Source organism: Neisseria sp. P0021.S005, from assembly GCF_051956955.1.
In genome coordinates, this window is sequence record NZ_JBQCWY010000170.1 from 1 (window position 1) to 5,707 (window position 5,707).

General features: G+C 50.9%; 5 protein-coding genes and 1 pseudogene. 5 read left to right on the forward strand and 1 reads right to left on the reverse strand.

Annotated features, from left to right (window positions below; all coding sequences use genetic code 11):
* The 4 genes from ACTHUE_RS10085 to ACTHUE_RS10100 all read left to right on the forward strand — a co-directional run.
* Positions 1 to 173: M24 family metallopeptidase C-terminal domain-containing protein (locus tag ACTHUE_RS10085; protein WP_440423406.1), on the forward strand; the 173-nt coding region annotated here is incomplete at its 5' end.
* 231 nt (positions 174 to 404) lie between these two features.
* Complete coding sequence (gene oppB, locus ACTHUE_RS10090; protein ID WP_036472303.1) at positions 405 to 1,325, forward strand: oligopeptide ABC transporter permease OppB; 921 nt, start codon at positions 405 to 407, stop codon at positions 1,323 to 1,325.
* A 72-nt stretch (positions 1,326 to 1,397) separates the two neighbouring features.
* Positions 1,398 to 2,306: an oligopeptide ABC transporter permease OppC gene (gene oppC / locus ACTHUE_RS10095; protein ID WP_003683112.1), complete on the forward strand. Its 909-nt coding sequence runs from the start codon at positions 1,398 to 1,400 to the stop codon at positions 2,304 to 2,306.
* Positions 2,307 to 2,330: 24 nt separating this feature from the next.
* Positions 2,331 to 3,935 (forward strand): ABC transporter ATP-binding protein, encoded by a 1,605-nt coding sequence (locus tag ACTHUE_RS10100; protein WP_440423402.1) that lies wholly within the window; start codon positions 2,331 to 2,333, stop codon positions 3,933 to 3,935.
* 83 nt (positions 3,936 to 4,018) lie between these two features.
* Here the strand turns inward: ACTHUE_RS10100 and ACTHUE_RS10105 are convergent, their stop codons facing one another.
* The gene (locus ACTHUE_RS10105) at positions 4,019 to 5,296 is read right to left on the reverse strand and encodes an O-acetylhomoserine aminocarboxypropyltransferase/cysteine synthase family protein (RefSeq protein WP_440423404.1); all 1,278 of its coding nucleotides are present in this window, start codon (positions 5,294 to 5,296) and stop codon (positions 4,019 to 4,021) included.
* A gap of 187 nt (positions 5,297 to 5,483) precedes the next feature.
* On the opposite strand from ACTHUE_RS10105, the pseudogene ACTHUE_RS10110 reads away from it, so the two are divergent.
* Positions 5,484 to 5,692 (forward strand): annotated as a pseudogene (locus tag ACTHUE_RS10110) (IS30 family transposase); the annotation flags it as partial.
* Positions 5,693 to 5,707: the final 15 nt, after the last annotated feature.

Below are 5,707 nucleotides of genomic sequence, written 5' to 3' on the forward strand. Positions count from 1 at the left end.
CCGTTACCCTCTGCCCAATCGATACGCGCCTGATTGATACCAAACTGATGACCGGCAGCGAAATCGAATGGCTGAACCAATATCACGCCGAAGTGCGCCGCCGTCTCGAGCCTTTGACAGAAGGCGCGGCCAAAGCATGGCTGATTGAACGCACCGAACCTTTGGCGCGTTAACGTGAAAGGCCGTCTGAAACGGCGGATACAAAATTTCAGACGGCCTTATAACAACAATTATCTAAAAACTAAAAAACCTTACCCGACTCCGAATAAAAACAATAACCCGGTCGGAATAGAGAGAGAAACCGGCGCGGCGACGTTTCAGACGCCTGCTGCCATTCATCCGATTTCCGCTTCAGGTCAGCTTGTTTTCACGAGTCCGGTATGTTCAGACAGGACAGCCTGATTATGTTGAAATTCATCATCAAACGGATATGTGCTTCCATCCCGACCATGCTGGTGTTGATTACCGTATCGTTTTTCCTGATGCGGCTTGCACCGGGCAGCCCGTTCACAGGTGAACGCAATTTGCCGCCTGCGGTCATGGCCAACATCGAAGCCAAATACCACCTCAATGATCCGATGTACCTCCAATATTTCCACTACCTCAAGCAGTTGGCACAGGGAGATTTGGGGCCGTCGTTCAAATATAAAGATTTCAGCGTTAATGAGTTGCTTGCCCAATCTTTGCCGGTATCGGCAGAACTTGGCTTCTACGCCTTTTTGATTGCCGCCATCTTCGGTATGTTTATCGGCATCATCGCCGCCTTAAAACAAAACAGTTGGCTGGATTATTCGCTGATGAGCGGCGCGATGACCGGTATCGTCGTTCCCAGTTTTGTGATGGCGCCGGTATTGGTGCTGGTGTTTGCCGTCAGACTGCAATGGCTGCCTGCGGGCGGCTGGAACGATGGCGCACTGATGAACTTGATTTTGCCTGTCGTTACTTTGTCCATCGGTTATGTGTCCAGTATCGCGCGGATTACGCGCGGCGCGATGATCGAAGTATTGAACAGCCCCTTTATCCGCACGGCACGCGCCAAAGGCCTGCCCATGAGCCGCATCATCCTGCGCCATGCGCTGCGTCCCGCCATGCTGCCGATTGTTTCTTTCTTAGGTCCGGCATTCGTCGGCATCATTACCGGCTCCATTGTGATTGAAAACGTGTTCGGTATTCCCGGCGTCGGACAATTGTTTGTCAACGGCGCGCTCAACCGCGACTACGGCATGATTTTGGGTTTGACGATTTTGGTCGGCATCATGACCATTTTGTTCAACGCCATCCTCGATATTCTGTATGCCATTATTGACCCGAAAATCCGTTATTAATCCCATTTGCGCAAAGGCCGTCTGAAATGTTCAGACGGCCTGAAGAAAGAATAAAAAGCGAGAGAGAACATTATGTTATTTAAAAAGAAGCAGACTCAGGCCCTCGCAGAGGCAGCAGAATACGCCCAAGTACACGGCAAAAGCCTGTGGAGTGACGCATGGCGGCGTTTTAAACAAAACAAAGCGGCGGTGTACAGCATTATCATCCTGTTGCTGATCAGCATTTTTGTGATTGTGGCGCCATGGATTGTCCGCTACACCTACGACTTTACCGACTGGGACAATATGCAGATTCCGCCGTCCTTTTCTACCCATCACTATCTGGGTACGGACTTGCTCGGCCGCGATTTGTTGTCGCGTGCGGCAACCGGCGGACGTATTTCCTTGCTGGTCGGTGTGGCCGGCGCATTGGTGGCTGTTGTCATCGGTACGCTTTATGGTGCGATTGCCGGCTTTATCGGCGGTAAGCTCGATTCGCTGATGATGCGCTTTTTGGAAATTTTGAACGCGTTTCCGTTTATGTTTTTCGTGATTCTGCTGACCACGTTCTTTGGCCGCAACTTGCTTTTGATTTTTGCCGCCGTGGGTTTGGTGTCTTGGTTGGACGTGGCGCGTATCGTGCGCGGTCAAACCTTGAGCTTGAAGCATAAAGAGTTTGTCGAAGCGGCGCGTGTGAGCGGCGTGGCAAAACGTAAAATCGTGACGCGCCACATTATTCCGAATGTTTTGGGCGTGGTGATGGTGTATGCCTCTTTGCTGGTGCCGGGCATGATTATGTTTGAATCTTTCTTGAGCTTCTTGGGCTTGGGCGTGCAAGAGCCGATGACCAGTTGGGGTTCGATGTTGCAAGAAGGCGCGATTTCTATGGAAGCTGCACCATGGCAGCTGCTCGTGCCGAGTTTCTTCTTGGTAACCACTTTGTTCTGTTTCAACTTTATCGGCGACGGCCTGCGCGATGCGCTCGACCCGAAAGACCGCTAAACGACAACCAAAAGGATAATCAAAATGACAAAACAGTTACTGGTTGTAGAAAATCTGGACATCAATTTCGAATTGCATGAAAAGAACGTGCACGCCGTGCGTAATGTCAGCTTTAAAGTGGCAGAGGGCGAAACATTGGCTTTGGTCGGCGAGTCCGGCTCGGGCAAGTCCGTAACGTCTATGTCCGTTATGCGCCTGCTGCCTGAGAAATTTGCCCGCTATGGCAAAGATTCACGCATTACTTTTGACGGCATTTCCATTTTGGATGCCGATGAGAAAACCTTGCGTGATTTGCGCGGCAATCGCATCAGCGTGATTTTCCAAGAGCCGATGACCTCGCTCAATCCGTTTATGCGTATCGGTGCGCAACTGATTGAAGCGGCGCGTGTGCACAATAAAAAGCTTGGCAAAAAAGAAGCAGGGCAGAAAGCATTGGCATTGTTGCAGCGTGTGGGCATCAAAGAAGCCGAGCGCCGCATGAAGCAATATCCGCACGAGTTTTCCGGCGGTCAGCTGCAACGCATTATGATTGCCATGGCACTCATCAATGAACCTGACCTGCTGATTGCCGACGAACCGACCACGGCTTTGGATGTGACCATTCAAGCCGAGATTCTCGATTTGCTCCATGATTTGCAACAGCAAATGGGCATGGCGATTATCTTCATTACTCACGATTTGGGTTTGGCGGAACACTATTCCAAAACCGTCTGCGTCATGCGTAACGGCGAAATTGTCGAGCGCGGCAAAATCAAAGAAGTATTTGCCCATCCGAAACACGAATATACTGCCGAACTCATCAATGCCATTCCCAAAGGCATGAAAGAGCCGGAAGAAAACAACGCCGGTGTGTTAATCGATGCCGACAATGTCAATGTTTCTTTCGTATTGAAGCAAAACTTTTTCGGCAAACCGCTCAAAACCTTTGACGCCGTTAAAGGCATCAGCCTCAAAATTAAAGAAGGCGAAACATTGGGCGTTGTCGGCGAGTCCGGTTCCGGTAAATCCACGCTGGGCAAAGCCGTCATGCAGATGCTGCCTTATACCGGTCATATCTCCTTTGAAGGCAAAGACCTGAAAAACTATACCGCCGAAGAAGCACGCCGTCTGAAATCGCAACGGCAAATTGTGTTCCAAGATCCGTTCGGTTCGCTTTCTCCGCGTTTAACCGTTGGCGAAATTATTGGCGAAGGTTTGACGGTTCATCATCCCGAGATGACCAAAAAAGAACGTATCCAACGCGTTTTGGAAGTCATGAAGGAAGTGTCCCTGCCGCTTGATGCACTCAATCGTTATCCGCATGAATTTTCCGGCGGCCAGCGTCAGCGTATCGCTATTGCACGCGCCGTTATCCTGCGCCCGAAATTCATCCTTTTGGACGAGCCGACCTCTGCACTTGACCGCTCCGTACAATCCAAAGTGGTCGAACTTTTGCGCGACTTGCAGAAGAAATACGGCCTGACTTATATGTTCATCAGTCATGATTTGTCTGTCGTGCGTGCTGTCAGCGATAATGTGATTGTGATGAAGCAGGGCGAAATGGTTGAGTACGGTAGCGCGGATCAGATTTTCCACCATCCGCAAAACGACTACACCAAACGTTTGATTAACGCCGCATTTGATTTGTAGAAAAGGAAAAGGCCGTCTGAAAAGAAGTTTTCAGACGGCCTTTTTAAGCGGAGGCTTTTTCATCTAATTAAGGCTGCTATTGCCTATGCCTGTGCGGCATCCAATGCCTGCGCCAAGTCGGCAAGCAAATCGTCGATATGCTCGATACCCACGCTCAGGCGTACCATGTCGGGGCTGACGCCTGCTGCGGCGAGTTCTGCATCGTCAAGCTGACGGTGGGTCGTTGTGGCAGGATGGGTAGCCAGCGATTTGGCATCACCGATATTCACCAAACGCAGGAAGAGTTGCAGTGCGTCAATGAACTTCGCGCCGGCTTCACGACCGCCTTTAATACCGAAACTCAGCAAACCTGAGGCTTTTCCGCCGTAGTCGCGGTCAATCAAGGCTTTATACGGACTGTCGGGCAGGGCAGGATAGTTCACCCATTCAACCTGCGGATGTTTCTTTAAGAATTCGGCTACTTTTAGGGCATTTTCGCAATGACGTCCCATGCGCAGGGCAAGGGTTTCCAAACCTTGAAGCAGTAAAAATGCGCTGTGCGGAGACAGGGCGGCACCGGTATTACGCAATGGAACGACGCGGGCGCGGGCAATATAGGCTGCCGCACCAAAATGTTCGCAGTAGTTTACGCCGTGGTAAGACGGATCAGGCTGATTGAAGGTTTTTTCAAAACGTGGATTGCCTGCCCATTGGAATTTGCCGCCGTCGATAATGGCACCGCCAATCGTGGTGCCGTGGCCGCCGATGTATTTGGTCAGGGATTGGATAACGATGTCGGCGCCGTGCTCGATGGGGCGGAACAATGTGGGCGTAGCAACGGTGTTGTCTACCATCAGTGGCAGCCCTTGAGCGTGCGCGGCTTGTGCGAATGCTGGAATATCAACGACATTGATGGCGGGATTGCCGATAGATTCGCAATACACCAGTTTGGTGCGGCTGTCGGTATTGGCAGCAATTTCTTCGGGTTTGGCCGGATCGATAAAGCGTACTTCTATGCCTTGGCGCGGCAGGCTGTGGGCAAAGAAATTGTATGTGCCGCCGTAGAGGGTTTTGGTTGCAATGATGTTGTCGCCTGCTTCAACCAAGGTTTGAACGGCATAGGTAATTGCAGCCATACCGCTGGCGACAGCCAATGCGGCGATACCGCCTTCCAAACGGGCAACGCGTTCTTCCAAAACGGCAGTGGTCGGATTCATGATGCGGGTGTAGATATTGCCCGCTACATCAAGGTTGAACAAGTCTGCGCCGTGTTGCGTGTTGTCGAAAGTGTAGGAAGTGGTTTGGTAAATGGGGACAGCAGCAGATTTGGTAGTCGGTTCGGATTGATAGCCTGCATGCAGGGCAATGGTTTCCCGTTTCATTTAAATATCCTTGGAGCGATTAAATAATGATAAATAGAGGCCAGCAGATTCGGATTTGAAAGGCAAACTTTCCATAACGGAACCGGGATGCAGCAGTATGGCCTTTCCTACAAGAAAGATTACCAAACCACACGCAACTGACCCAAGAAGAACGATACCACATTTAAGACCTGTCCTGCCACCACACCATCATCGAATGACACCCCATCACGACACCGTTTGCCGCAACCTCCTCCAAGACAAAAGCAACGGCGGTACTTTGTGGCAACAGCTCGGAATATGCAGCAAACCCTACTGCAAACGATACGGCGGCATACGGACCTAAGGCCAAATGCACGATCGCGTCGGCATGGAAAACGTCCCTCCATGGTTGAGCAAAAATTCCGTATTGTTGATGGGTAGGCTAATACC